23 protein-coding genes are annotated in these 24,873 nt (G+C 34.7%); 11 read left to right on the top strand and 12 right to left on the bottom strand.

Annotated elements, in window-relative coordinates; translation table 11 throughout:
• Positions 1–197: 197 nt before the first annotated feature.
• The 7 genes from arfB to ACFQ1Q_RS06555 form a co-directional block, all read right to left on the bottom strand.
• Positions 198–602 (bottom strand): alternative ribosome rescue aminoacyl-tRNA hydrolase ArfB, encoded by a 405-nt coding sequence (gene arfB, locus ACFQ1Q_RS06585; protein WP_386129191.1) that lies wholly within the window; start codon positions 600–602, stop codon positions 198–200.
• 1 nt (position 603) lies between these two features.
• The gene (locus tag ACFQ1Q_RS06580) at positions 604–2,157 is read right to left on the bottom strand and encodes a DUF4301 family protein (protein ID WP_386129189.1); all 1,554 of its coding nucleotides are present in this window, start codon (positions 2,155–2,157) and stop codon (positions 604–606) included.
• A gap of 2 nt (positions 2,158–2,159) precedes the next feature.
• On the bottom strand, positions 2,160–2,723 hold the full coding sequence (locus tag ACFQ1Q_RS06575) for an AAA family ATPase (RefSeq protein ID WP_386129187.1): 564 nt from the start codon (positions 2,721–2,723) through the stop codon (positions 2,160–2,162).
• Entirely contained in the window at positions 2,684–3,316 is a 633-nt protein-coding gene (gene pnuC / locus ACFQ1Q_RS06570) for a nicotinamide riboside transporter PnuC (protein ID WP_386129185.1), read from the bottom strand. The genes ACFQ1Q_RS06575 and pnuC overlap by 40 nt, the downstream gene beginning before the upstream one ends.
• Positions 3,300–3,560, bottom strand: a complete 261-nt coding sequence (locus ACFQ1Q_RS06565; RefSeq protein WP_386129183.1) for a hypothetical protein — start codon at positions 3,558–3,560, stop codon at positions 3,300–3,302. The genes pnuC and ACFQ1Q_RS06565 overlap by 17 nt, the downstream gene beginning before the upstream one ends.
• A 103-nt stretch (positions 3,561–3,663) precedes the next feature.
• Positions 3,664–4,413: a geranylgeranylglyceryl/heptaprenylglyceryl phosphate synthase gene (locus ACFQ1Q_RS06560; RefSeq protein WP_386129181.1), complete on the bottom strand. Its 750-nt coding sequence runs from the start codon at positions 4,411–4,413 to the stop codon at positions 3,664–3,666.
• Positions 4,413–5,039: a 4'-phosphopantetheinyl transferase family protein gene (locus ACFQ1Q_RS06555; RefSeq protein ID WP_386129179.1), complete on the bottom strand. Its 627-nt coding sequence runs from the start codon at positions 5,037–5,039 to the stop codon at positions 4,413–4,415. The genes ACFQ1Q_RS06560 and ACFQ1Q_RS06555 overlap by 1 nt, the downstream gene beginning before the upstream one ends.
• A gap of 134 nt (positions 5,040–5,173) precedes the next feature.
• On the opposite strand from ACFQ1Q_RS06555, the gene ahcY reads away from it, so the two are divergent.
• The 4 genes from ahcY to ACFQ1Q_RS06535 all read left to right on the top strand — a co-directional run bounded on the left by ahcY (position 5,174) and on the right by ACFQ1Q_RS06535 (position 9,125).
• On the top strand, positions 5,174–6,490 hold the full coding sequence (ahcY, locus tag ACFQ1Q_RS06550; RefSeq protein WP_386129177.1) for an adenosylhomocysteinase: 1,317 nt from the start codon (positions 5,174–5,176) through the stop codon (positions 6,488–6,490).
• A gap of 422 nt (positions 6,491–6,912) precedes the next feature.
• Complete coding sequence (locus tag ACFQ1Q_RS06545) at positions 6,913–7,377, top strand: DUF1569 domain-containing protein (RefSeq protein ID WP_386129175.1); 465 nt, start codon at positions 6,913–6,915, stop codon at positions 7,375–7,377.
• A 5-nt stretch (positions 7,378–7,382) separates the two neighbouring features.
• Positions 7,383–8,525 (top strand): methionine aminotransferase, encoded by a 1,143-nt coding sequence (locus tag ACFQ1Q_RS06540; protein WP_386129173.1) that lies wholly within the window; start codon positions 7,383–7,385, stop codon positions 8,523–8,525.
• A gap of 93 nt (positions 8,526–8,618) precedes the next feature.
• Positions 8,619–9,125, top strand: a complete 507-nt coding sequence (locus tag ACFQ1Q_RS06535) for a hypothetical protein (protein ID WP_386129171.1) — start codon at positions 8,619–8,621, stop codon at positions 9,123–9,125.
• On the opposite strand, the gene ACFQ1Q_RS06530 is transcribed toward ACFQ1Q_RS06535, so the two are convergent.
• Positions 9,120–10,274, bottom strand: a complete 1,155-nt coding sequence (locus tag ACFQ1Q_RS06530) for a serine hydrolase domain-containing protein (RefSeq protein ID WP_386129169.1) — start codon at positions 10,272–10,274, stop codon at positions 9,120–9,122. The genes ACFQ1Q_RS06535 and ACFQ1Q_RS06530 overlap by 6 nt on opposite strands.
• A gap of 79 nt (positions 10,275–10,353) precedes the next feature.
• Here ACFQ1Q_RS06530 and ACFQ1Q_RS06525 point away from each other — a divergent pair, with 79 nt between their 5' ends.
• Entirely contained in the window at positions 10,354–10,839 is a 486-nt protein-coding gene (locus ACFQ1Q_RS06525; protein WP_386129167.1) for a hypothetical protein, read from the top strand.
• Complete coding sequence (locus ACFQ1Q_RS06520; RefSeq protein ID WP_386129165.1) at positions 10,839–11,618, top strand: amidohydrolase; 780 nt, start codon at positions 10,839–10,841, stop codon at positions 11,616–11,618. The genes ACFQ1Q_RS06525 and ACFQ1Q_RS06520 overlap by 1 nt, the downstream gene beginning before the upstream one ends.
• Here ACFQ1Q_RS06520 and ACFQ1Q_RS06515 read toward each other — a convergent pair.
• Entirely contained in the window at positions 11,607–13,217 is a 1,611-nt protein-coding gene (locus ACFQ1Q_RS06515; protein WP_386129163.1) for an Ig-like domain-containing protein, read from the bottom strand. The two genes, ACFQ1Q_RS06520 and ACFQ1Q_RS06515, sit on opposite strands and share 12 nt — an antisense overlap.
• A 56-nt stretch (positions 13,218–13,273) precedes the next feature.
• Positions 13,274–13,954, bottom strand: a complete 681-nt coding sequence (locus tag ACFQ1Q_RS06510) for a ComF family protein (protein ID WP_386129161.1) — start codon at positions 13,952–13,954, stop codon at positions 13,274–13,276.
• 81 nt (positions 13,955–14,035) lie between these two features.
• Here ACFQ1Q_RS06510 and ACFQ1Q_RS06505 point away from each other — a divergent pair, with 81 nt between their 5' ends.
• On the top strand, positions 14,036–15,580 hold the full coding sequence (locus ACFQ1Q_RS06505; RefSeq protein WP_386129159.1) for a glycine--tRNA ligase: 1,545 nt from the start codon (positions 14,036–14,038) through the stop codon (positions 15,578–15,580).
• A 54-nt stretch (positions 15,581–15,634) separates the two neighbouring features.
• Here ACFQ1Q_RS06505 and ACFQ1Q_RS06500 read toward each other — a convergent pair whose 3' ends face one another.
• Together ACFQ1Q_RS06500 and ACFQ1Q_RS06495 are read right to left on the bottom strand one after the other, a co-directional pair.
• On the bottom strand, positions 15,635–16,195 hold the full coding sequence (locus tag ACFQ1Q_RS06500) for a hypothetical protein (protein ID WP_386129157.1): 561 nt from the start codon (positions 16,193–16,195) through the stop codon (positions 15,635–15,637).
• 63 nt (positions 16,196–16,258) lie between these two features.
• Entirely contained in the window at positions 16,259–19,702 is a 3,444-nt protein-coding gene (locus tag ACFQ1Q_RS06495) for a hypothetical protein (protein ID WP_386130185.1), read from the bottom strand.
• A 264-nt stretch (positions 19,703–19,966) separates the two neighbouring features.
• Between ACFQ1Q_RS06495 and ACFQ1Q_RS06490 the strand changes: the two genes are divergently transcribed.
• The 4 genes from ACFQ1Q_RS06490 to ACFQ1Q_RS06475 all read left to right on the top strand — a co-directional run bounded on the left by ACFQ1Q_RS06490 (position 19,967) and on the right by ACFQ1Q_RS06475 (position 24,833).
• The gene (locus tag ACFQ1Q_RS06490; RefSeq protein ID WP_386129155.1) at positions 19,967–20,728 is read left to right on the top strand and encodes an exodeoxyribonuclease III; all 762 of its coding nucleotides are present in this window, start codon (positions 19,967–19,969) and stop codon (positions 20,726–20,728) included.
• A gap of 63 nt (positions 20,729–20,791) precedes the next feature.
• Positions 20,792–21,751 (top strand): OmpA/MotB family protein, encoded by a 960-nt coding sequence (locus tag ACFQ1Q_RS06485; RefSeq protein ID WP_386129153.1) that lies wholly within the window; start codon positions 20,792–20,794, stop codon positions 21,749–21,751.
• A 127-nt stretch (positions 21,752–21,878) separates the two neighbouring features.
• Positions 21,879–22,916 (top strand): aldo/keto reductase, encoded by a 1,038-nt coding sequence (locus ACFQ1Q_RS06480; protein WP_386129151.1) that lies wholly within the window; start codon positions 21,879–21,881, stop codon positions 22,914–22,916.
• A gap of 111 nt (positions 22,917–23,027) precedes the next feature.
• Entirely contained in the window at positions 23,028–24,833 is a 1,806-nt protein-coding gene (locus ACFQ1Q_RS06475) for a T9SS type A sorting domain-containing protein (protein WP_386129149.1), read from the top strand.
• Positions 24,834–24,873 lie beyond the last annotated feature (40 nt).

Below are 24,873 nucleotides of genomic sequence, written 5' to 3'. Positions count from 1 at the left end.
GTGAAACCAACATTGATAATCTAATTGCACTCGCTAAAAATACCTACTAGACATTTTTTTAACGCTCGCTTCCTTCGCAGCATTACCTGCGCAGGTTCAATGGGTATGATCTCAGCCACTTTCTGGCACCCCTTTTTTGAGAACGCTGCAAATATAATATGGATTTACGATTTTAGGAGTAAGATTTTGAGATTTTTTTAATCAATCTTTGGTGGCTTTCGGTTAGCCTTTTTTTCTGAAGTTTTTCGTTTGTTTTGAAGTCTTTTACGCTTAGCGGCTTTCGGGATTTTAGTTGGCAATCTATCTTTTTCTTCCTTTAAACCTTCGGTAATAAGTTCGGTAAAACGTTTGGTAACGATAGTTTTATTTTTAAGCTGGCTTCGGGTTTCGCCACAACTTAAAATTAAGATACCATCTTTAGTTAATCTGTTATTGAAGTAATCTTGAAGTCTGAGTTTTTCTTCTTCCGTAAAGTGTGACGTATCTTTTAAATTAAAGTACAGCTCTACTTTTGTAGCCACTTTATTAACGTTTTGTCCGCCACTTCCAGAGCTTCGAACAGCTTTGTAATTAACTTCTTTGAGTAATTCTGAAAACTCCATCTTAGCTTAATTGGTGTGATGGTTTTAGCAAATCGTTTACCGTTTTTACTGGGTTAAAGGTTAAAATAGGAACTTCAACAAAAATGGTGTTCCAATACGCCATACTACCATTCCAAAGTCCAGGTAATTCCAAAGCTTTTATATCTTTACCAACCTTAGTTTTCATAGTAATAAAACCTGCTTTTTCGTTGACAAATTGTTGCAAATCAAACGTGTTTCCTTCAAAATCTTTTGTAGAGCATACGATATCAACAGGATTAAAATGTGTTGCATTTGCCATGATACGTTTTTGCTCTTTATCTTTTTTGTTGACCTGAGCAGATTCTACGATTTGTAAAGACAATCGTCCAGATTCATCTTTTACCCAAAAAGGTCCACCTCCAGGTTCGCCTTCATTTTTTACCATTCCGCAAACTCGAACTGGTCTATTTAAAGCTTCGATAAGATATTCAACTTTATATTTATGAGAATATTTTTCGAATTCTTCTGAAATAGAATAATTAAGCTTATTTGAAATGAATGCAGCAATCTCATTAAGTTCTATTTCTGAAACGTCTTCGTTTTTCAATAATTTAATGTACTGAAAAACTTGCGCCTTGATTTGAAGCAAAATCGCAGCCAATACCTTTTTATATTTGGCAACTTCAGCTTTATAATGTTTTACAACAACATTATCTATGTTGCTAATAAATATTAAATCGGCATTAATGTCGTTTAAATTTTTTAACAAAGCACCATGACCTGAAGGCCTAAAATATAGACTGCCATCTTCGTTTCTAAAGGGTTCGTTTTTGGTGGTCAATGCTATTGTATCAGTTGATTGATGTTGGTACGAAAAGGAAATATCATATGCAAAACCTGTAATTTTCTCCACACGTTCTTCAATACGTTTAAACTCCTCGGTAAACTTGTCTTTATGCACTTCTGAGATGGTAAAATGCAATTTTAATGGTTCTTTTTTAGAACCGTAAAATGCCATTTCGAACAAATGCTCTTCAAATGCTGTAGATATATCGTTATTATATTTGTGAAACGGAAATAATCCTTTTGGGAAACTGCCAAAATTTAATTGGTCTTCTTCAAGCATTGCTTTTACAAACTCGTAAGCTTTCTGGTTTGGATTTAGACTTTTGTAATCAATACCATTGTTGTGTATCTGTTCCAAAACGCGCTCGTAAAATGGAAACTTTTCTATAGCGATTAAAAATAATGGTAAATCTTTTAAACTATTACGGTTGATGTAAGCATTTAAAGATTGTAATACAGGATTGTATTCTTTTAAAAAATCAAAAAGAAACTTAAACATCCGAGTTGCCGCGCCAGAAGCAGGTACAAACTTTACTATAGAGATTTGGTCTTTTTTTGAATCGAAAAACTTAATTAATTCATCAACTTGCTCATAAGTTGGATTTAAAATACCGTTATCTATTGTTGCTGCTTCGTAAATATCTGAAAAATTGACACCGTCTTTAAATTGCTGAATTTGCTTCTGTACTTTTGCAACAGAGAGGTTATGATTTTTAATCTGTTTTATATCGTTATCTGAAAACTTCAATATTATTTTTTTAATAATTTATCAATATGCAAAATGGCTTTTTCTAAGCGTTCTTTCTTTCCGCCTTTGAGTAAAACATAAGGTCTTTTGTATTCTTTCAATGCTTCTTCAAAAGCTTGAAACATACGCTTACGCTCGTTGGGTTTATCTCTTAAGTCATCTGCTTCCCAAGGTGTGTCAATATAAGTTAAAAAATATAAGTCGTACTTATTTTGGACAGCATATTTATCCAAAATTGGGTCACAATTGCCTTGATAATACGCTTCGCTATAAACCTTGGTTTCCAACAAATCGGTATCGCAAATTAAAACTTTATTTGCTTTTTTGGTAAGTTGATTTTCCAATTTCATTTGACCGATTGCAATCGGTATTAAATCTTCTGGTTCGCAGATTTTTTGTTCTTTATCCCATTTTTCTTGAAGATAATCTCTTGCAAATTCAGGTACCCAAAGTGTCTTGTAATGTTCGGCAAGCTGTCTAGAAAGTGTTGTCTTCCCTGTAGATTCTGGACCGAATAATACAATTTTTATGCAATCGCTTTTTTGCTGTCTAAGTTCTTGTTCCATGCGAGATAGCCAAAAATGGCAATAATTGTAAAGCCTAAATATTGAAAGCTCGTAAATGTAAATCCTTTATAAAAATACAAAGGAACAGAAATGATATCTCCTATTATCCAAAAAATCCAATTTTCTATTTTACGTCGTGCCATAAGCCACATGCCAACAAAGAAAATTGCAGTTGTTATGGTGTCTATATAAGCAACCCAACCGTTCCATTTATCAAATGTTTTATAGACTAAAAAGACAAAAATTAAAGTCGCTATAAAAATTATAGCACTTAATTTCTTTTCGTTAACTGTAGTTATTGAAATTGGTGTAACGTGAGCATCATCAACTTTTCGCGTCCAAATATACCAGCCGTAAATGCTCATGATAAAGTAGTAAGCGTTTATCATCATATCGCCCAAAAGTTCCCATTTCAGTAATAAATAAACAAAAATGAGTGTGCTTATCATTCCCGTAGGAAATACCCAAATTTTGTTTTGTTTTGAAAACCAAACTGAGAGAAATCCAAAAATTACAGCAGTGATTTCTAAAATGATATCAGTTGTTGAATATTCAGAATACTGCCCGAAAAAGAAATCAAAAATCTGGCTCATAATCACTTCTATCGGTTTTTACCAATTTCATTTGCAAAACGGCAATATCCACGTCTGTAAATGCTTTTTCAATTTCAGTTTGAAGAAAAGGCATCACTTTATTATAATCTCCATAAATCTGAGTACTCAGCGGGTTTTCTAAAACTGTAAATTCTGAATTTCGTAAAGCTTTTATAAACGCAATTATGTGCGGTTCGTAATCGTCTTTTAGAGGTGTAAATGTAAGTTCTATTGATATTTTCATTTCTCTCTTAATCTCTCCAAAGGAGAGAAACTGTTATGTTATTACTATCCTTTTAAAGTTGCTCTATTTTCCCCTTTGGGGAAATCCTTCGGATTCAGCGGAGCTAAATGTCTGCCTTAGCAGACAATGGGGATTTTATGTCCTCGAAGAAACGTTCATCTTCCTCAAAAGCTGTTCCTATAACTACCAAATCTGCTCCAGAATTATATGCCAAATCTAAGGCTTCTTTGGTTCTAATGCCACCACCAACAATTAAAGGTACTCCTAATCGTTTTTTTACTTCAGAAATAATATTACCGTTCACTGGATGTGTAGCTCCGCTTCCTGCTTCAAGATATATGAGCTTTTGCCCCAAATATTCGCCTGCTTTAGCGGTATTTATTATGGTTTCAATGTTATCATTTGCTATTGGTTTTGTTTTGCTGACACATTCAACAGAAGTTTCTTTTCCATTTTCTATTAAAATATAACCTGTTGGGATGACTTCTAATCCAGACTTGAATAACTTCGGCACAGCTTCAACATGCTTTACAATTAAATAATCTGGATTCCGACCTGATATTAGCGATAAAAATAAAATACCATCGGCTTTATCTGTAATTTGTATAACGTCACCAGGAAACAAAATTATTGGTAGTTTAGTATGCTTCTTTAGCTCAACAACAACGTTTTCTGTTTCATTTTCTTCAACCGTGCTTCCACCAACAAAAATATGAGTCGCTATGGATTGATTGATTTTTTGAGTGAATTTACCCAAATTTTCAACCTTTACTTTATCTGGGTCAATTAAAACAGCTAATAGCTTTTTATTCTCTTTAATGGCTGATTTAATGTTATTGTAAATAGTATCCATTAGCCTAAAACATATGCGCAAGTAAATCCTTCAAACTCCAAATAACGTGAATTGTATCTGTATTTTCTTCCATCATAATCAATCCAACACACCGTTTCATCATCTTCAAACGTAAAAGGTATCACCAAAAAATGTTCTCTAAATAACATGCCTGGCGTTGCAAAAAGTTTGTACAATGATTCTTTTATTCCCCAAATTACAGTCAATTTTCGGACATAATCTTCGGCTTCGGGTTTTAGATAATTAAACTCATAATCCACAAATTTCTTAGCGATGATGGCAATCTTTTCGCGCTGTTTTTCAATATCAATTCCAACTTCAGCATCACTAACAATAACTCCCGAAAATGTAAAGCTGTGCGTAATGGATATATGCTTTCCATCCTTAAGGTGTGGCTTTCCATTTTCGACATAGAATAAATCTTGATCTGTGTATCCAAATTCGCGAAGTAAATGACGCACACTTAAAAATCCACGTTGGTGCAACTCGCTTTTCATGCCCAATACACGCTCTAAACTTACGGTCTTTAGATTTAATGGTTGCATTAAATCTTCATAAGATTCTTCAATCTTCCAGATTTTAACAGTAGTTTGTGAGTTAACGCTAATGGATTTATACAGCGGCATTTAGGAATGTTAATGTTATGTATTATCTTTGCAGCGCCTAAAAACGCATTTTGCAAATTTAAAAGCTAAAGTAAACATTTTAGTTTCTTTATTCTAAAAGCGTTTTTCAATTATAAAAAAAAGACAAAAAACAAATGAGTACAAAGACTATTGCTTACGTTCCAAACAAAGTAAAAGACATGTCGTTAGCGGCTTGGGGAAGAAAAGAGATTGAATTAGCTGAAGCAGAAATGCCAGGTTTAATGAGCTTACGCGAAGAGTATAAAAACGAGCAACCGTTAAAAGGTGCGCGTATTGCAGGTTGTTTGCACATGACTATACAAACTGCCGTTTTAATTGAAACGTTACAAGCGCTCGGTGCTGAAGTTACTTGGAGTAGCTGTAATATTTTCTCTACACAAGACCAAGCAGCTGCCGCAATTGCTGCCGCAGGAACTGCCGTTTATGCGTGGAAAGATATGACAGAAGAAGAGTTTGATTGGTGTATTGAGCAAACCTTATTCTTTGGCGAAGATCGTCAGCCATTAAACATGATTTTAGATGATGGTGGTGATTTAACCAACATGGTTTTAGATAAATATCCGCACTTAGCTGAAGGCATAAAAGGTCTTTCCGAAGAAACAACAACAGGTGTTCACCGTTTATACGAACGTGTAAAAAATGGAACATTACCAATGCCTGCAATCAATGTTAACGATTCTGTGACTAAGTCAAAGTTTGATAATAAATATGGATGTAAAGAATCTGCAGTAGATGCCATTCGTCGTGCGACAGATGTTATGTTAGCTGGTAAGCGCGTAACGGTTTGTGGTTACGGAGATGTTGGTAAAGGTACAGCCGCTTCATTTAAAGGTGCTGGTTCTATTGTAACAGTTACTGAAATTGACCCAATTTGCGCATTACAAGCAGCAATGGATGGTTTTGAAGTTAAAAAATTAGAAACAGTTGTTGGGAATTCTGATATCGTCATCACAACGACAGGAAACAAAGACATCGTACGTGCTGAGCATTTCAAGGCTATGAAAGACAAGACGATTGTTTGTAACATTGGTCACTTTGATAACGAAATACAAATGGCTTGGTTAAATGAAAATTACGGTGATACAAAAGATACCATCAAACCACAAGTTGATAAATATTCGGTTGACGGTAAAGATATCATCGTCCTTGCCGAAGGTCGTTTGGTAAACCTTGGTTGCGCCACTGGTCATCCAAGTTTTGTAATGAGTAACTCATTTACCAACCAAACTTTAGCACAAATAGAACTTTGGAATAATAGCGACAAATACGAAAACAACGTATATATGCTACCAAAGCATTTAGATGAAAAAGTAGCTAAACTTCACCTTGAAAAAATTGGTGTAGAACTTACTGAATTAGCAGATTACCAAGCCGAATATATTGGTGTAACTGTAGAAGGTCCTTACAAACCAGAACACTACAGATACTAAAACTATCAATTTGTCATGCTGAACTTGATTTAGCATCTCATCATACGAAATCCCAAGCAGAAATGTTTGGGATTTTTTCTTGCACTGAGCGTAGTCGAAGTTTGGGCGTTTACCACTTCGCAAAAGCTACGTGCAACCAAGCTTTCCGCTATATCTTTTTTTGCCATATATGGCAGCAAAAAAAGGATGACGCTGCAACTGCTAAGCATTCACGATTTCTTTCCAAATAAAATGTATGAGTAATCTTTAACGCAGGGCTTTTTCAATATACTTTCATTAAGCAAGCGCAATTTCAATATCAAGCGACAGTCGAGATATAATTTAACTTCTGAACATGAAAGCGTTCTCGACTATCGCTCGAACTTGAATAAACAACATCTCGCAAAACCAAAAAATTATCTACCTTTCCAAAAAATAACCTTATGGCGTCAAATAATAAACTTGCAACCTACATAAACAGGTTAGAATCCTACATTCCGCAACACAAATTTACCAATACTAAAATCTCAAAAGCGACCATCGGGTGGCAAATAGATCACAGTCTAAAAGTGATAAATAATGTGTGTTTAGCTATGCAATCGTCTGACCCAAATACGTTTGAAAAAAACATGACCTTTATCGGGAAGTTTCTGCTCACTCTCGGCAGATTTCCACGCGGTAAAGCCAAAGCGCCAAAACATGTAAGACCACCAGAAATCATAGAAAAAGAAGCGCTTATCAAACAAATTGCAGACGCCAAAAAAAATATAGAATCAATTAATACTCTACCTGCAAACGCTTACTTTAAACATCCAATGTTTGGACATATTAATAAAAAACGCGTTACTCGATTTTTAGAAATACACACCAAACATCATTTAAATATTATAAAGGATATGAATAAATAAATGTTATGCAACACAACTCCAAACTCCCAAACGTCGGCACAACAATTTTTACGGTGATGAGCGCCTTGGCAAATCAGCATAACGCATTAAATTTGTCACAAGGCTTTCCAAATTATCCGAGTGACCAAAAACTTATCGATTTGGTTAACAATGCTTTGAATAATGGCTACAACCAATATGCGCCAATGGCTGGAAATTTAGATTTGCGTCTCGCTATTGCTAACAAATACCAAAAACTGTACAACAGCACCTATCATCCTGAAAAAGAAATCACCATAACTGCTGGCGCAACGCAAGCCATTTATTGTATTGTCTCAGCCTTTATTAGGCCAAACGATGAAGTTATCATCTTTAAACCTGCGTACGATTGCTACGAACCTGCGGTTGAAGTTAATGGTGGAAAAGTTATTCCAATTCAGCTTTCTACTCCGGATTATAAACCCAATTGGGAAGAAGTGGCTTCAAAACTATCAGCCAAAACCAAAATGATTTTGATTAATTCGCCTCACAATCCAAGCGGAACGATTTGGTCAAAAGATGATATGCTTCAGCTTCAAAAATTAACCAATGGCACAAATATAATTGTGCTAAGCGACGAAGTTTACGAGCATATTGTCTTTGACAGCGAGCAACACCAAAGTGCATGTTTATTTCAAGACTTAAAAGAGCGTAGTTTTATTACGGCGTCTTTCGGGAAAACATTTCATAACACAGGTTGGAAAATTGGTTACACTTGCGCACCAGAAAAGTTAATGGAAGAATTTAGAAAAGTACATCAATTCAACGTGTTTTCTGTACATCATCCATCGCAAAAAGGCATTGCCGATTACATGCAAGATGAAAATACCTATTTAAATCTAAATCAATTTTTTCAGCAAAAACGTGATTTGTTTTTGAGCTTGATAAAAAATTCAAAATTTAAGTTTACACCTTCAAAAGGTACCTATTTTCAAGTGTTAGATTACTCTGATATTACAGATGAAAATGATGTCGATTTTGCCAAACGCCTAACAACAGAATTTGGTATTGCTTCTATTCCACTTTCAGTTTTTAACCTTAATCAAAAAGACGATAAAGTGTTGCGTTTCTGTTTTGCAAAAACGGACGAAACCTTATTAAAAGCTGCTGATATTTTAAATACAATTTAAACTTAATAAACGCTAATTGAGTTAGTATTTAAAGTCTTTATGGCAATTGGTTTTTTACTTTAAATTTATTTTTGAAGAAAAAGAACAATGAAAATGAAAAACATATTTAAAATCTTAAGCTTAGCTTTAATAATGGTGTCTTGCGGCAGCAAGCAAAACGTTATTACAAATTCTGGCGAAGTCTATTCTGTAAAAGGCAATTCATTTTACCAAGGTGATACTGAAGTCACAAGCCAATTATCAGATTCTCAAAAGCAAAATATTAAATCTGTTTTAGACAATCGTTTAGAGGCTGAAAAAGAGCGTGCAGAACGGATTGAAGAATTAGAAAAGCGCATGAATGCATTGAAAGATCAGTTGAAAGAATTAGAAAAAACAAAAGACAATATTGAAAATAAAGAAAGAGAAATAAGTAGAGCTAGAGAAGATTATATAAAAACGAGATTGAACCTTTTAGCCAAAGAAAATGAATTAGACAAATTAGAAAACGGAGGTAGTTTAACGTTAGAAAAGCGCAAAGAACTTGAAGCTGAAATTATGAAATTAAAAAAGCGTGCTGACGAAGACAAACGTAAACTTGACAGTTTAAACAGACTATAATGCTTTAGTTAATTTTTGCATAAACTCCTCTATTTTAGAAGGCTCTAACCAACGCGTTACTACAACGATGTTGGTTTTTTTGTCTATAATTATAAAGTTTCCGCCGAAACCTGCAGCGTAATAAATATCTTCTGAAACATTTTTCCAATGACGAGGCCCTTTTTTGTTGAGCCACCACATGTAACCGTAATTTACGTTTGGTTTTGATGGCGTAATGGCACGATTAATCCAATCCTCACTTATAACTTGTTCATTTTTCCATTTACCATTATTCAAGAACAATAAGCCAAAACGTGCCATATCTTCAGCAGAAATAAACAAGCCTGCTCCAGAATGTCCACCACCAGTAACCGATTTCATTTGTAACCCGTCAATAGTTGTCCATGCGTTATCGTAACCAAACCAGCGCCACGTTGTTGTTGCACCGATTTTATCCATAATCTCATCCTTTAAAACTTTAGGCAACGGTTTACGCCAAACTTGTAATGCCGAATATGCCAAAACATTGACACGCACATCATTGTACTCCATGTGCGTTCCTGGTTCTTTATACTCTCGGTTTTTCCAATCGTCTAAATCGCCTTCTCTTGGTGGTCGGTCTGCCCAATCTTTTCCGCCCCAAATTTCACCAGACCAATCGCTATTTTGCTGTAATAAGTGTTGCCACGTGATTTTAGAATTGTGTTCACCATTAAACGTTCCGTCCCAAACGTAATCTTTGGCAAAATCGGTCTCATTAGCAATCAAGCCTTTATCGACGGCTAAACCTGTTACTGTCGATAAAAAACTTTTTGTAACGCTAAAGGTCATATCTACACGTTTGGTATCTCCCCATTTTGCAATGAGATAACCATCTTTAAGAATGAGTCCTGCTGGTCCACCACGTTTTTTTGTTGGACCCAAAATTTCATGAAACGGTTCTCGTGCAAAACCTTTTAAAATAGCAATACGTAAATCTCTTGAACCAGAATATTCGTTAGCTTCAGCAAATTTTATAGCATCGAATAACCTTTCTGCGTTAATTTTTACATCGGCTGGAGATTTTGTTTCCCAAGCGGTATTTCTCTCAGGAAAATAACTGACTTGCGCCTGTAAAGTCAGGCACATTATAAAAAATAAAACAGAAATTGACGTCTTAAGATTTGGCATTATAATTCGTATTTTGAGCTATTAAATTTACTAATTTTAAATTCTGAAATTCAATTTAATTAGCAATAAAACAAACCTTATGAATACCATTAATTATATAGTTTTAGTTTTTTGTCTTTTTTTATCTTTTTCTGCCTTTGCGCAAAAAGTTGAAAAAAATGATAAAACCTATACCGTTAAACAAGATAAAATCTATCTAGATAAAGAAGATATTACAGATACTCTCGACGATGCTTTACGAATATCGATTTTAAATGAAGCGCAACAAATACGAACAAAAATTGAATTTGAGAAGCAACAAGAGAAGCTAGAAAAAGAAAAGAAAAAAGCAGAAAAGGCTCAAAAAAAGGCAGAGAAAAAACAAAAGAAAGCCGAAAAAGCCCTCAAAAAAAAGGAAAAACTAAAAGAGAATTTAGAAGACGCTAACGAAAAACTTAAAAAAGCTCAAGAAAAATACGATAAGCTGAAACGTAGAGGAAAACTCTCACCAAATGATGAAGAAAAATGGCTAAATAAAATTGAAAAATTAAAAGAAAGAGCCTCTAAAGCTAAAAGAAAATTGTAATGACAGACAAATTGAAAGTTGCTTTAGTTCAAACTGAATTAGTTTGGGAAAATCCAACAATAAATCGAGAGCAATTACAAAAGCAAATTAATTCGATTTCAGAACACGTAGACCTTATTGTATTACCTGAAATGTTTACTTCTGGTTTTACAATGAATGCTTCAAATGTTGCTGAAACTATGGATGGTGAAACCATCACTTGGCTTAATGAATTAGCGGAGAAAAAAGATGTTGCCATTGTCGGGAGTTTAGTCATTTCAGAAAATAATAATTACTACAATCGTTTGGTTTTTATTCATCCTAACGGAACAATTGATAGCTACGATAAACGCCACACATTTACACTTGCTGGCGAACATAAAGTTTACACAGCAGGAATTTCAAAAACGATTATTAATTATAAAGGCTTTAAAATTTGCCCATTAATCTGCTACGATTTGCGTTTTCCAGTTTGGGCAAGAAATACAGAAGATTACGACCTATTATTGTATGTAGCAAATTGGCCAAAACCTCGCATTAATGCTTGGGATGCTTTACTCAAAGCTCGTGCAATTGAAAATATGAGTTACTGTATTGGCGTTAACCGAATAGGCAAAGATGAAAGCGGACATGATTATCTTGGTCACTCTGCATGTTATGATGTTTTAGGTGAAAAACTGACTGATTTTAATCCTGATGAAAAGGGTGTAAAAATCATAACTTTAGAAAAAAGTCACATAAAACATTACCGAAATAAACTTAATTTTTTAAATGACAGAGATGAATTTTCAATCGTTTAAAGTAAATGTAATTACGTATTCAAAATTAGCCCTTACATCTGTATCTTCGAGAGTTGGATAATAACTTACACGTTCGGGTTGAATCTTTTTTAAGAAATCACCAGTATCATATTTTCCATTTTTATTAGTATCAAAAATAGCGCGCAACTGGTATTGTTTAGCATCAATATTATTAAAATCTACAATAGGAAATTCATCTGTATACCTTTCGTAAAGTACTTTACCTTGCGTATCTACGAGTTGAACTATTAATGGAAACTTTGCATTAATTAAGTTAACACGAATGCTTCCAAATTCAGATTTCCTCCGAGTTGAAAAATTGAAATTAAGTGTGTCATTTACAGCACCGTAAAAGTCTGTAAATGCATTTGGCAAGGCCTGCATTTTATATTTTTCTGATTCTTCAAGTTCAAATTTAAATTTGTAATTATTGTAAAGTCTGTCAAATTCTACTCTATATTTTACTGGGATAGAATCATTATTTATTATTGTAATTTTTGTGCTATCAATCTTCTCAAAAGGTGTCGTTGCTGTAATTGTAGCAATATCATTAAAACCTAAGCTTGGTTTTTTTGCAGAGATAATTAGTGAGTCCTTGTCAGCTTCTTTGAATTTGTATTTAAAAGTTTCTGTAAATGTTTCATTCTTTACTAAAAACGAAGCTGAATCTACCTCAACTAATGGCTTGTACCAATAGTATAATGTGTCTTTCTCTTTATCGTGAGTTATTCTATATTGCAGATTTTTTATAGAATCGGATTGCACTTCAATTTCAACCGGATTAAAATTACCTTCATAAGGAAACTGAATGCGTTGCTCCGCAACTTGGCCCGGCTTAAAAACCTTAAAATCGGGCACTTCTTTAAACAATGTAATATTATAAAATGAGTCCGTTGGTACCGTAATTGTACCTTCGTAAAACCCAATTTTGTCTTGTTTTGGCTCGTAAGTAAAATTCCCGTTTTTGTCTTTTAATGCTATTAATTTGTATTTGCCTGCCTTAATATTTTCAATATTAAATGTTGTAAGACTATCTAAAGTGTTGGTTACAAATTTTGGTTTTTGCTTATAAACAGTAGAGTCTGTATAAGTCGTATCTACTTCGTAAAGCATCACAGAAATAAAAGGATCTGCTGTTCTTGCTTTTGCATCAAAAACGGCACCTTGAACCGAAAGTGAGTCAATTGTTGAACCAGTAGAAAACACGTATCGATAATATCTAAATGGATTTTCTTCGTTATTATCTACTATACTATTTCCAAAATTAAAAGCATATGTTGTATTGGGTTGAAGCGTATCTTTTATTTTAATTGAAATATACTTACTGGCAGAACCTTGAGGGTATATTGTTGGTTGATATTTCAAGGGTGGCGAAATAATCAACTGCTTTTGTAAATCTTTTATTTTTACATATTCATCAAAGTAAATACGTATTTCTTCGGCATTAAAATTAGTTGAGAAATTTGCTGGACTCTCTGATACAATTTCGGGCGGTGTTGTGTCTTTTTCGCCACCAGAAGGTCTTCCGCGACTTGCGCAAGCAAAAACCAATAGCATAGCTGCAATTACTGAAGTAAAAAGTTTTAATGATTTTGACATAGAATCCCAAAAAGTTTAGGCAAATTAACGACTTAATTTTTTTAATAACGAAAAAATTATTCTGCAATTGCCATAGTCGCCACACTAATTTTAGCGCTTTCAATAGTTTTTAAAAGTGCTACACAATTTTCAATTGTTGCTCCTGTGGTAATAATGTCGTCAACCAACAGAATGTGCTTATTTTGTAATCCTGATACATTACCAATTGCAAAACGTTTTTCTGCGTCCTCAAAACGTGTAATGCGGTCTTTAAAAACTTGCGTCTTTGTGCGCTCTAATTTTAATAATGCATCTTCAAGATAATCAGCATTTAAGGCAACTGCAATGGCTTTGCCAAATTTTGTAACTTGATTATAGCCACGTTCTCTACGTTTATTTTTATGAATTGGAACAGGTACGACCACATCAATCTCTTTATAATTTTTTATTGTTTTTAGTTCTTCACCAAGCCAGTTGCCTAAAAATTCGCCTATGTCTTCATGACCACGATATTTTAAGTTATGTAATAACTCTTGTACCAATCCTTTTTTAGAAAAATGAAGTAATGCTGTAGCATTTTCTAATTCAGCACGCCCATAAAGCACTTTTTTAACAGCCTCGTTATTTTCAAAATGAAAATTTGTTATTGGCAACTCATGTCTGCAAATGGTACACACAGTTTTCTCGTTGTCTGATAACGGTAATTTACAAGCGTGGCAAATTTTTGGAAAAATGAGATTTATGAGGTTATTAAACATCCTACAATTTAATATTTTTTCATAACACTATTAATTGCTAAAAACCAACACAAAATTCCAGCCGTTTTATATTTTTGCAGCATGGCAAATAACGAAGAACAATTTAAAAAAGTGTTATCTCATGCAAAGGAGTACGGTTATGTATTTCAGAGCAGTGAGATTTACGATGGCTTAAGCGCTGTTTACGATTACGCGCAAAACGGTGTAGAGCTTAAAAAAAATATACGCGACTATTGGTGGAAAGCCATGGTGCAAATGAATGATAATATTGTTGGTATAGACTCGGCGATTTTTATGCATCCGACCGTTTGGAAAGCTTCTGGTCACGTTGATGCATTTAATGACCCTTTAATAGACAATAAAGACTCCAAGAAGCGATACCGTGCTGATGTTTTAATCGAAGATTACTGCGCTAAAATTGAGGCTAAAATTGATAAAGAAATTAAAAAAGCAGCTAAACGTTTTGGCGATGCATTTAATGAACAGGAATTTGTTTCAACAAATGCTCGAGTCCTTGGTTATAAAGAAAAAATTGATAGCATTTTAACCCGAATGGGGAAATCACTGCAAGCTGAAGATTTAGCTGACGTCAAAGCGTTAATTGAAGAATTAGAAATTGCATGCCCAATTTCTGGAAGCCGAAATTGGACAGACGTAAAGCAATTCAACCTTATGTTTGGCACTAAACTCGGTGCGTCTGCAGATTCTGCTATGGATTTGTATTTAAGACCAGAAACAGCACAAGGTATTTTTGTTAATTTTTTGAATGTGCAAAAAACAGGACGCATGAAGATTCCGTTTGGTATTGCACAAACAGGAAAAGCCTTTAGAAACGAGATTGTGGCGCGCCAATTTATTTTTAGAATGCGTGAGTTTGAACAAATGGAAATGCAGTTTTTTATTAAACCTGGTACACAAGCCGATTGGTTTGAGTACTGGAAAGAACACCGCATGAAATGGCATACGTCACTCGGATTAGGCGAAGAAAACTACCGTTTCCACGACCACGAAAAGCTTGCTCATTATGCTGATGCAGCAACAGATATTGAGTTCAACTTTCCTTTTGGTTTTAAAGAATTAGAAGGTATCCACTCGCGTACAGATTTCGATTTAAAACAACACGAGGAATTTTCAGGTAAAAAACTACAGTACTTTGACCATGAAGATAACGAAAGTTATACGCCTTATGTTTTGGAAACGTCGATTGGTCTCGACCGTATGTTCTTGGCTGTATTCTCTAATGCTTTACAAGACGAGGTTTTAGAAGACGGCTCAACAAGAACCGTACTTAAGTTGCCAGCAGTTTTAGCACCAACAAAAGCAGCTATTTTGCCTTTAGTAAAAAAGGATGAAGGTTTGGTAAAACTCTCTAAAGACATCATCGATGATTTAAAATGGGATTTTAACGTGGTTTACGACGAAAAAGATGCTGTTGGTCGTCGTTACCGCAGACAAGATGCTAACGGTACGCCGTTTTGTATCACTGTTGATGGCGAAAGCCTTGAAGATAACACTGTGACTATCCGTCATAGAGACACAATGGAGCAACAACGTGTTAAGATTGAAGATTTAAAATCTATTATTAAAAAAGAAGTCGATGTAGCTTCTTGGTTGAAAAAGATGTAAATTGAAATTATATATACAAAACGCCCAAAGATTTAGTTTGGGCGTTTTTCTATATTAAAAAGTGTATCCGATACGAAGATGTAAATTTACAGCCACATCGCTTTCATCAAACAAAATAACCTTGTCTTTTTTAAAATATCGCACATATCCGATACCAAAACCAGCTTCGTAGTTGAAATGTTTTCCAATATGTCTTCGAATCCCATAGGTTGGGATTATTGATAAATCACCAACAAAATTAATGTTATTATCATCGTGAATAACAAACCAATCTGGATGATATGTTGTTTTTATAGAGGCAAAGTTTCCTGTATTTTTATCTATACGCTTATTCTTAGAAACTCGCCTTTTGAGATTGTAATACCATCGAGGCTCAAGAGTAATTGCAGCTACAAAGGCAAAACCAAAATCATTAGGCCCATCGCTTAAAATACCTGCATCCAAACCTAGTTCAGTTCTTAAGGCAAAATCGTCAGACAATCTTGATTCGTTGTGAACCCAAATTCCTAAAAACCCTGTTTGTACGGCAAAAACTGACTTTTCAACGCTTATCGATTGAGAAAAAGACTGAAAAAAAATAAAATTCAACGAGAGAACAAATACTATTTTTTTCATTTTTTAATTAATTAACATAAGGCTACAAAGATGTATAAATTCTTAAAAATCCTATATAATTTTTTAAAAATAAGCCTTCAACTGAACAGTTCCAGTATGAATGGTTTTTGAGCTTTCTGTTTTTCTACCAAAATAATTAAGGTTTAAATCTAAAAACTTCGTCAGTTTTTTCTGTGCAATCAAACTCCATGTAAAGTTCTTTCCTGGTTGTAAACCTTCTAAAATTTGAAACGCCACTGGCGTATTTGCACTGCCATTATAATCATTCTGAAAATAATTGAACTCACCAGTCAGAGCCACTTTTTGCGCATTGTTATAGGTAAATGAAAAACCGTAATTATTCTGGCTCAACTCTTCGGAATTACCAATAGTATTTAGCTTATTGGTGAATTGGTAAAAAACGTCAAACTGTGCATTTTCATTAAATATGTAAGATAGTTTGGGCTGAAATTGAGTTTCATCTATATTGAAATTTCTCGTGGCGAAACTCTCATTCAAACTTTCAGAATTACTTAAACTACCATCAAAATTTAGCAACCAACTTTTAGCGAATTTATGGTTGAAATTGATTTGATGACTACGCAACAAACTCTGTTGCTCACCAATAGATAAAAGCGTCTGACTTTTATTGGTTAAAAACGTGTAAGATGTTGTGTAACGTTGCTTACCGCGATTAAAAAACAAGACATTACGTAAACTAAAATTAAGACCTAATCGGTTTGGGTCGTCATCATTTTCATCACTCAACGCTTTAAACGGATTGAGGTTAAAATCATTGCCGCTTCGGCGTACTTTATTATCAACTAAAAATGAAGTTTGATTGTAAAAATGCGACCAGAATTTCTTCGTTTTTTTGTCTGAAGAGTTCCACGATTGCGGATTAAATGTTACCGTCTGGCTAAATCGGTTTTGATGTGTTTGCACAAACACCTGATTTGGTAACAAGACACGAATATAATTTCCTTGGTCGGCAAATTGTGCCGATTCAAACTCGCCTAATTCTTGAATACCGTTTTCGTTATAATCTATCCAGGTGAAATTTCCTTGACCAGCTTCAACCTCAACAAAGGTGAAGTCTTGTTGTGGCAAGGTACCAGAATTAGTCTCGTAACTTGTATTGAGCAATAATATGTTTTTAAAAAACCGCTGACTATAATTTAATCTACTATTTAAAGATTGCTCATCTTGAGTTGAAGCATCAGTCGCTTTCAGGTTTCTATAATTGACAAACAATTGCAGATTGGTCGTTTTATTCTGAATTAATCGTGACTTTATATAATAAGTATTCGATGTATTGACACGTTGCACTTGATTATCTCGCAAACTATCATTGACACGGTTGATGTAACCCAACTCCACAAACACTTTTGTACTGTCACCAATACCAGCAAAGGCTTCGTAAGACGTAAACTTTTGACTCAATGGTGTGAGTAATCCAGAAGCTTTTTCGGTTTGTTCATTATCTTCTAAAGCGATTTTTGCGCCTGCCCATTTGTTATTTTTTCCGTAAACAGCACGATTAAAACTTCTAATAAATTTTGATTCGTTTACCGTGGAATTACTCGACAATCCGCTTGATTTTGAAAAAATAGTGAAGTTTCCTAATCTGAAATCCGCAAGTAGATTATGTCGGTTTCCATTAAAATTTTCAGAATAATTTAAATGCTCAAAATTATAAGCTGCGCGTCCTTTTTTGTAATGAAATAATTGCACGCCAGAATTGAATAAAAACTGGTTTCCGAGATTAACATTACGACGATTGGTTTGGGTATTTTCTATATTCCAATCTCTTGAAAACTCTGGTCTGTACAAACGTTGCACCGTTCTAAAATTATCTTGCAGATAATCCACATCTGCCAAAGCAGAAACGTTCCAAACACTATCTTTTTTTATGATGTTTTGCTGCAATTTTAATTTGCCTGCAAAGCCATCGTTATTAACATCATCAATCCCTGAAAATAAATTGAGGTCGTTTTTACTTCCTGCAACTTCAAAAAAGATATTGGTTTTTTCGGTTGGTGTATAAGTGCCGTTAAGCGTTGCAATTTGCAAACGTTCTGGTGCCACCAACTGAATAATGGGTGCAAAATTTCCTTGCGGAACGCCAGCAACTGGCGCGACATACTCGTAAATATTTGCTATAGTACTACTATTGCTTAATACATAATCACCTTGATTATTGCCAACCAAAGTAAAACGCACACTAAACAATTGGTCGTTTGGGTCATTTGAAAACACAAAAATCTCTTCCGTACCAACCACATCTCTTCGGTAGAGAATTCGGTTTTCTGAAAATTCTTCTTCAACCGCTGATGGCGCAGTCATTAAACTCATGTCGTCGCCAGCATCAGCTAAAATTTGGACTTGCTCGGCTGATAAGTTTTGCTGTAAAGGCTGATTTTTAGCATCACTTTCAGAGTACACGGATAAATTTAACTTTAGCTTATCACTTTCATATTGACTTCCACCATAAACGGTAAATCGCGAATAATTTCTATCGCTAAACTGATAATCGACCGTGATTCGCATTTCGGAAGTTATCGGAAATGTAGAATTAAAAATAATTTCGCCTGCATTATAATCAATAATGTAATCTTTATTTTCACCACGTTCTAGTGGTACACCATTAACGTAAACTGTTTCACTTCCTGAAACCACTAGCACAAACAATTTGCCATTTTGCCCTCGTAATTTATACGGACCTTGATTGCCTTCTTGCGCGGTAAATTGGCTGGTAGTAAATTGCCCACGAACTAAAGCACCAGAGGCAAAGACAGTAGTCTTTTCACTCAAATTGGCATTAACGTACAAACCCTGCACTCGTTTACTAAAGCCATTAAAATAACTGGTGTTATTTTCCAAATCAATATCACCTGCTCGGATACGCCAATCTTTACTAAAAATTTCGATAAAAATCTGGTCAAATTCATCCAAACGTTGGGAAAATCCGCTTTCTTGCAATGGAATATTAGCATCTTGAATAGACGCTCTAAGTGAAACTTTATCACTTAATTTTCCTGAAATCTGCAGGTCTAGTTCGCTGTTCAAAACTGAATTTTGATTGTTACCAATTGTAACACCTCGAGAAATACTTCCCGAAGTTGTCAACCCATCAAAAGGCGTAAAATTAGTGTTTCGCTTTGTGCTCTGAAACTGATATAATTTTTGCCGAGCTTCTGTATTTTGAACAATGATATTATCATTGAGCTGGCGATAGGTTTTTGTAATAAAATCAGGATATTTTAGATAATCGATGATGATGGAATCAGTTTCGATATTAGACTTAAACTTCAAAATAGATTTTGAAAAATCTATCGCATATTTTGTAGAGTCGATAAGCTTTCCGTCTTTGGTTTTTACCTTGAAAAAACTTGGGTTTATACTTACAGAATCAATTTTAATTGAATCATTTATAGCCAATTTTTTTGTACGATAATTACTCTTCTCTTCTTGCGAAAGTGCAAAAAACGAAGTGAAGATTAGAAAAAGAGTAATTTTAATTCGCATATAGAAGTAAACGCCTTTATTTAAGACATATTTCACATTAAAAACACCTTGTAAAAGTACAGTATTATTTATTTTTGGCTAAATGGGAATTATGTCTCCTCGAGCACTGATTTCAATAAAATATATTTTATTAAAATCACGCTTACGACGTAAGTCGAGAGGTTTTTGATATTATTTCAATTTAATAGTTCTCGACTGCGCTCGAACGGACAGTATTTATGTTTAACACTTAAAATTAAACTTCCACTTTTACTGAAGATAAATATGAAAATAGCATCATACAACGTCAACGGCATACGTGCCGCACTAAAAAAAGGATTTATAGATTGGCTCGTTGCCACAAACCCAGATGTGGTTTGCCTTCAAGAGATAAAAGCTCAAGAAGACCAACTAGATTTAAGTTTATTTGAAGACGCAGGTTACAAATACAATTATTGGTTTAGCGCACAAAAAAAAGGCTACAGTGGTGTCGCTATTTTAAGTAAAACCAAACCAAACCACGTTGAAGTAGGTACAGGTATAGAAACTATGGATTTTGAAGGTCGTAACATCCGTGCAGACTTTGACAACGTATCTGTTATGAGCTTGTATTTGCCGTCTGGTACAAACGATGCACGTTTGGACTACAAGTTTCAATACATGGATGAGTTTCAAGATTATGTAAACGAATTGCGAAAAGATATTCCAAACTTGGTGATTTGTGGCGATTATAATATTTGTCATGAAGAAATCGATATCCACAACCCCAAAATGAAAGGTGTTTCAGGGTTTTTACCAGAAGAACGCGAATGGTTGGGCGAATTTATCAACAGCGGACTCATTGATAGTTTTAGATATCTAAACCCTGAATTACAGAAATTTTCGTGGTGGAGTTACCGCGCCAATGCTAGAGCTAACAATAAGGGTTGGCGTTTGGATTATGCTATGGTTACAGAGCCATTACAAGAAAACATAAAACGAAGCGTTATACTCACAGATGCAGTGCATAGCGACCATTGTCCAATATTGCTCGAATTAGAATTTTAAAAAACAATTAAACTGTCACTTCGAGCGTAGTCGAGAAGTCTCAAAAAAATCCAAATAAAACCTATGTTCAAAAAAATCTCAATCTTAGCCTTAAGTTTAAGCCTATTTTCATCGTGTGTGTCTAAAAAAATCTACACAGATTTAGAAGACAAATATGCCGATTTAAAAAAAGAACATCGTCAATTATCAGAAGATAATCAATCGCTTTCAGAGGCAAATAATAAATTAGAAAATGATTTAGCTAAATTACAAAAAGCCTATAACGATGCTTTAGCACAGCGCGACCAATTGACTACTGAATTGGCAGCTTCTACAAAAAATCTTGAAAATTTAAAAGCTTCTTATGCAGCGTTAGAAGAAAATAGCTCTACAGCCATTGCTGCAAACTCGAAGAAAAATAGAGAATTATTAGCACAACTCGAAGCTAAAGAGCAAGCCTTAGCAGCAGAAAACGACCGTTTAAATAAACTTCAGAAAGAATTGGAGAGTCGTTCTAAGCGTGTGGCAGAATTAGAAAACGTCATTGCTACTAAAGATGCTGCAATGACCAAACTAAAAGATGCTATCTCTAAAGCATTAACCAATTTTGAAGGTAAAGGATTAACTGTAGAACAACGTGATGGGAAAGTTTATATTTCTATGGAAAATAAACTCCTTTTTAATTCTGGAAGTTGGGCAGTTGGAGCCGAAGGTCGCCAAGCTGTTGAACAATTAGGAAGCGTTTTGGCAGAAAATCCGGACATTGCTATTTTGATTGAAGGTCATACAGACAACGTACCATATAAAGGCAATGCACAGTTAAGTGGCAACTGGGATTTATCGACGAAGCGTGCTACGGCAATCGTCAATATTCTTAGGGAGAACGCTTCTATAAATCCTGAGAATTTAACGGCTGCTGGTCGTGGTGAATATGCCCCAATAGCTTCTAATGAAACGGCTGAAGGCAAAGCTAAAAACAGACGTATAGAAGTGATTTTGACACCGAAATTGGATGAGATTTCTAAGTTGTTGAATGAGATATAAACAAACCATTTTGTCCTTCTGAACTTGATTCAGAATCTTTTCTTCCGAAGATTAACATAGATTTAGACCTTTCAAGTTTTACCAACCTGAAAGGTCTTCTTATTTTTGTGACAAATTAAAATTTGCCATGAAATACACCAACCTACCACATACAGACATAAAAGTTAGTAAAATATGCCTTGGTACCATGACTTGGGGAAACCAAAACACCCAAGACGAAGGTTTCGCACAAATGGATTTAGCCTTAGATAAAGGTGTTAATTTCTTTGATGTGGCAGAGCTCTATCCTGTGCCTGCGACGGCCGAAACTTATGCCGAAACCGAGCGTATTATAGGTAATTGGTTCGCAAAAACTGGCAATAGAGACAAGGTAGTTTTAGCAACAAAAATAGCTGGTCCAGGCGATTATACCGCACATATTAGAACCACTGGTTTTAGTAAACAAGCTTTGAATGAAGCGGTTGAAGGCAGTTTAAAACGACTAAAAACAGATTACATTGACTTGTACCAGTTGCATTGGCCAGAACGCGAAACAAACACTTTTGGGCAACGCGATTATAAACACAATCCTGATGACAAGTGGGAAGATAATTTTAATGAAATTCTACACAATCTAGATAAAATTGTAAAGTCTGGAAAAGTAAGACAAATAGGAATTTCGAATGAAAAGGCTTGGGGAACCATGCGGTATCTCGAAGAATCTAAGCGGCATAATTTACCGAGACCAATTACGATACAAAATGCGTATTCATTATTATGCAGACCATTTGAAGGCGATTTAGCAGAAATTGCACATCGCGAAAATATTGGTCTATTGGCTTACTCGCCAATGGCATTTGGTGTGCTTTCAGGAAAATACATCAAAGGCAGTGCGGCAGATAATGCACGTTTAAAATTATTTCCACGTTTTGCAAGATACAGTAGTAAACAATCTACTGAAGCGACAAAACGCTATCTTAAGATTGCCGAGGACAACGATATGTCTTTAGCACAAATGGCTTTGGCTTTTGTAAATGAGCGCCCTTTTTTAACCAGTAATATTATTGGTGCGACCAATTTAGAGCAACTAGAAGAAAACATCGATAGCATAGATATTTCACTTTCTGATGAAGTGATGAAAGCTATTGATGAAGTGCATTCACAAATCCCTAATCCTGCGCCTTAATATTTTAAAAAATAGTTTACTTTAAAAAAACCGAGGCTATAAGTTTCGGTTTTTTATTTTTTCAGGCTTACTTATAAATAAAATTTTTACATTTATGGAAATCAATCATTTATGAAACAATTTTACCTTTTATTGCTAGCGTCTTTCGCATTTACAAAAATGGCCTCTCAACCTGCAAATGACGACTGCGCCAATTCTCAGAACATCACCGTTGAACTAACATCCAATACGTATAACTTTGATATTAACTCGGCAGTAATTTCTAATCAAGAAGGCTGCTCGGGAACTACCAACGATTACGCCGATGTTTGGTTCGATTTTACGATGCCCGTTAATGGTAATCTCTTTGTTGATGCTGGCATTAACTGGAACGTTATTGTATTGTACGATGCCTGCAACGGAACAGAACTACGTTGCAGCGCAGGAAACGAATTATTTACTGATTTAACCTCAGGCACAAACTATAAACTAAGAATTTTTAGAAGTTCCGCAACAGCTCCAAATACTAGTTTTCAAAGTTTTTCTATAATTGCTTTTGAACAAGTTACAAATGATACCTGTGCCACAGCAGAAACTATTACCGTATCTGAAACCGAAGCAGACCAAACTTTTAATATTGGAGGTGCGGATATTAATAATGAAGTTGGTTGTAGCTCGTCTGCAGCAGAAGATTACAGTGATATTTGGTATAAATTTACAATGCCAATAGATGGTAAACTAAATATCGACGGCGATATTTCTTGGAATAATTTTGCGCTTTATTCTAGTTGTTCAGGAACTGAGCTAGATTGTGGGTCAAATGAAATTCTGTTCGAAAACTTAACCCAAGGCACAGAATACTTTTTACGCGTGTTTAGAACTAGAGCAAATACAGATAATAATGGTTTTCGTTCATTTAGTACACGCGTTTTCTCAAAACCTATAAACGATGATTGCAGCAACGCTATAAACTTAAGTGTGTCAGCTACTCAAATAGACGTAGATTTTGAAATTGGTGGAGCCGACCTTATTAACGAAATTGGTTGCGATGGAACAACAGCGGAGAATCTGGTGGATATTTGGTACGAGTTTAATATGCCCTTTGATGGTAATATTGCAATAGATAGCGGTATACTTTGGAATAGATTTGCACTCTACGATTCGTGCACAGGAACTCAATTGGGCTGTGATATTACAGATGCACTATTTACTAACTTAACTCAAAACACCAATTATAAGCTCCGTGTATTTAGAACAGAAGGCACTAGTACTAACCTTTCGTTTAGAAGCTTCAAAATTACAGCTTTTCAGAATGTGAATAATGATAATTGCAGTACCGCAACTCCAATAACGGTATCTGAAATGGACAATACAATAAATTTTGATATTGGTGGCGCTTCTTTAAATAATGAAATAGGATGTAACGGCTCGGCAGCCGAAGAGTATGTAGACATTTGGTATGATTTCAATTTAGCTGAAAGCGGCAATATATCTATAAGCAGCCCAATAAACTGGAACAATTTTGCATTGTACGATGCGTGTTCAGGCACAGAAATTGGTTGTGTAAATACCAATGGCATATTTGAAAATTTAAATAGCACAACATCATATAAATTACGTGTTTTTAGAACAAAGGTTTTTGCAGATGATGGTTTTAGACAATTTACAATTAAGCAAGAAACAACTCTTGGAAATACAGAGTTTAATCCGAATTCTCAAATCAATTTATACCCAAATCCTGCAAACGAATATGTTGACATTTCTAACACAAATACAGAAATTTTAAAAATTGAGTTATTTGATATTTCAGGAAAACGTATCTATTCAGGTTCTGAAAATAAAATCGATGTCCGTAACTTAAAAAACGGTATTTATTTACTCACGATAAAAACCGATTTTAGCATTACGACAAAAAAGATAATCGTAAAACACCTTTAAAATCTATGGATATTTTCTGAATAATGAGGCTTACTTTTCG

The sequence above is a fragment of the Winogradskyella litorisediminis genome, from assembly GCF_042675765.1.
Lineage (GTDB): Bacteria > Bacteroidota > Bacteroidia > Flavobacteriales > Flavobacteriaceae > Winogradskyella > Winogradskyella litorisediminis.
The sequence above is the reverse complement of the archived record's forward strand: the minus strand, read 5'-3'. Positions and strand labels throughout refer to the sequence as shown.

What these genes read in the sequence shown, in the direction of transcription:
- ACFQ1Q_RS06515 (WP_386129163.1), bottom strand. Translation starts at nt 13,217, where the DNA reads ATGTCAAAATCATTAAAACTTTTTACTTCAGTAATTGCAGCTATGCTA.
- ACFQ1Q_RS06575 (WP_386129187.1), bottom strand. Translation starts at nt 2,723, where the DNA reads ATGGAACAAGAACTTAGACAGCAAAAAAGCGATTGCATAAAAATTGTA.
- ACFQ1Q_RS06505 (WP_386129159.1), top strand. Translation starts at nt 14,036, where the DNA reads ATGGCAAATAACGAAGAACAATTTAAAAAAGTGTTATCTCATGCAAAG.
- ACFQ1Q_RS06545 (WP_386129175.1), top strand. Translation starts at nt 6,913, where the DNA reads ATGGCGTCAAATAATAAACTTGCAACCTACATAAACAGGTTAGAATCC.
- ACFQ1Q_RS06535 (WP_386129171.1), top strand. Translation starts at nt 8,619, where the DNA reads ATGAAAAACATATTTAAAATCTTAAGCTTAGCTTTAATAATGGTGTCT.
- ACFQ1Q_RS06490 (WP_386129155.1), top strand. Translation starts at nt 19,967, where the DNA reads ATGAAAATAGCATCATACAACGTCAACGGCATACGTGCCGCACTAAAA.
- ACFQ1Q_RS06480 (WP_386129151.1), top strand. Translation starts at nt 21,879, where the DNA reads ATGAAATACACCAACCTACCACATACAGACATAAAAGTTAGTAAAATA.
- ACFQ1Q_RS06510 (WP_386129161.1), bottom strand. Translation starts at nt 13,954, where the DNA reads ATGTTTAATAACCTCATAAATCTCATTTTTCCAAAAATTTGCCACGCT.
- ACFQ1Q_RS06525 (WP_386129167.1), top strand. Translation starts at nt 10,354, where the DNA reads ATGAATACCATTAATTATATAGTTTTAGTTTTTTGTCTTTTTTTATCT.
- ACFQ1Q_RS06475 (WP_386129149.1), top strand. Translation starts at nt 23,028, where the DNA reads ATGAAACAATTTTACCTTTTATTGCTAGCGTCTTTCGCATTTACAAAA.
- ACFQ1Q_RS06520 (WP_386129165.1), top strand. Translation starts at nt 10,839, where the DNA reads ATGACAGACAAATTGAAAGTTGCTTTAGTTCAAACTGAATTAGTTTGG.
- ahcY (WP_386129177.1), top strand. Translation starts at nt 5,174, where the DNA reads ATGAGTACAAAGACTATTGCTTACGTTCCAAACAAAGTAAAAGACATG.
- ACFQ1Q_RS06565 (WP_386129183.1), bottom strand. Translation starts at nt 3,560, where the DNA reads ATGAAAATATCAATAGAACTTACATTTACACCTCTAAAAGACGATTAC.
- ACFQ1Q_RS06560 (WP_386129181.1), bottom strand. Translation starts at nt 4,413, where the DNA reads ATGGATACTATTTACAATAACATTAAATCAGCCATTAAAGAGAATAAA.
- ACFQ1Q_RS06540 (WP_386129173.1), top strand. Translation starts at nt 7,383, where the DNA reads ATGCAACACAACTCCAAACTCCCAAACGTCGGCACAACAATTTTTACG.
- ACFQ1Q_RS06500 (WP_386129157.1), bottom strand. Translation starts at nt 16,195, where the DNA reads ATGAAAAAAATAGTATTTGTTCTCTCGTTGAATTTTATTTTTTTTCAG.
- ACFQ1Q_RS06555 (WP_386129179.1), bottom strand. Translation starts at nt 5,039, where the DNA reads ATGCCGCTGTATAAATCCATTAGCGTTAACTCACAAACTACTGTTAAA.
- arfB (WP_386129191.1), bottom strand. Translation starts at nt 602, where the DNA reads ATGGAGTTTTCAGAATTACTCAAAGAAGTTAATTACAAAGCTGTTCGA.
- ACFQ1Q_RS06485 (WP_386129153.1), top strand. Translation starts at nt 20,792, where the DNA reads ATGTTCAAAAAAATCTCAATCTTAGCCTTAAGTTTAAGCCTATTTTCA.
- ACFQ1Q_RS06530 (WP_386129169.1), bottom strand. Translation starts at nt 10,274, where the DNA reads ATGCCAAATCTTAAGACGTCAATTTCTGTTTTATTTTTTATAATGTGC.
- pnuC (WP_386129185.1), bottom strand. Translation starts at nt 3,316, where the DNA reads ATGAGCCAGATTTTTGATTTCTTTTTCGGGCAGTATTCTGAATATTCA.
- ACFQ1Q_RS06495 (WP_386130185.1), bottom strand. Translation starts at nt 19,702, where the DNA reads ATGCGAATTAAAATTACTCTTTTTCTAATCTTCACTTCGTTTTTTGCA.